Source organism: Bartonella sp. AP57NXGY (assembly GCF_042195805.1).
Classification (GTDB): Bacteria; Pseudomonadota; Alphaproteobacteria; order Rhizobiales; family Rhizobiaceae; genus Bartonella.
Window position 1 is genome coordinate 1 of sequence record NZ_JBHIOZ010000666.1, and the last position, 550, is coordinate 550.

Here is a 550-nt window from a genome sequence, read left to right on the forward strand (position 1 = left end):
CCCATACATCGGGACCGACCTCGTCCAATGAATCTGAGGCGGATACTCCATTGGTAACCCCACCCTTTCACGATTCTTCACCCTACACTTTATTCTACCCTTCATTATTACCGCCCTTACAACAGTCCATCTACTGTTTCTACACGAAACAGGATCAAACAACCCCTGCGGAATCTCATCAGACTCAGACAAAATCACCTTCCACCCCTACTACACAATCAAAGATATCCTAGGCCTAATCCTCCTCCTTTTCATCCTAACAACACTAACACTACTTTCACCCGACCTCCTAAACGACCCGGACAACTACACCCCAGCCGACCCACTAAATACCCCTCCACACATCAAACCAGAATGGTACTTCCTATTTGCATACGCAATTCTACGATCCGTTCCTAATAAACTAGGAGGCGTACTAGCGCTCTTCCTATCAATCTTCATCTTATCTATCATCCCCATACTTCACAACTCCAAACAGCAAAGCATAATATTCCGCCCACTTAGCCAATTCCTTTTCTGACTCCTATTTACAACCCTACTAACCCTCACC

Annotated in this window: 1 protein-coding gene; it reads left to right on the top strand. The window is 45.6% G+C overall.

What is annotated here, in order from left to right; all coding sequences use genetic code 11:
- Positions 1 to 49 precede the first annotated feature (49 nt).
- Positions 50 to 520 (top strand): cytochrome b N-terminal domain-containing protein, encoded by a 471-nt coding sequence (locus tag ACFIL8_RS12555; protein ID WP_375690106.1) that lies wholly within the window; start codon positions 50 to 52, stop codon positions 518 to 520.
- The last annotated feature ends 30 nt before the right edge of the window (positions 521 to 550 follow it).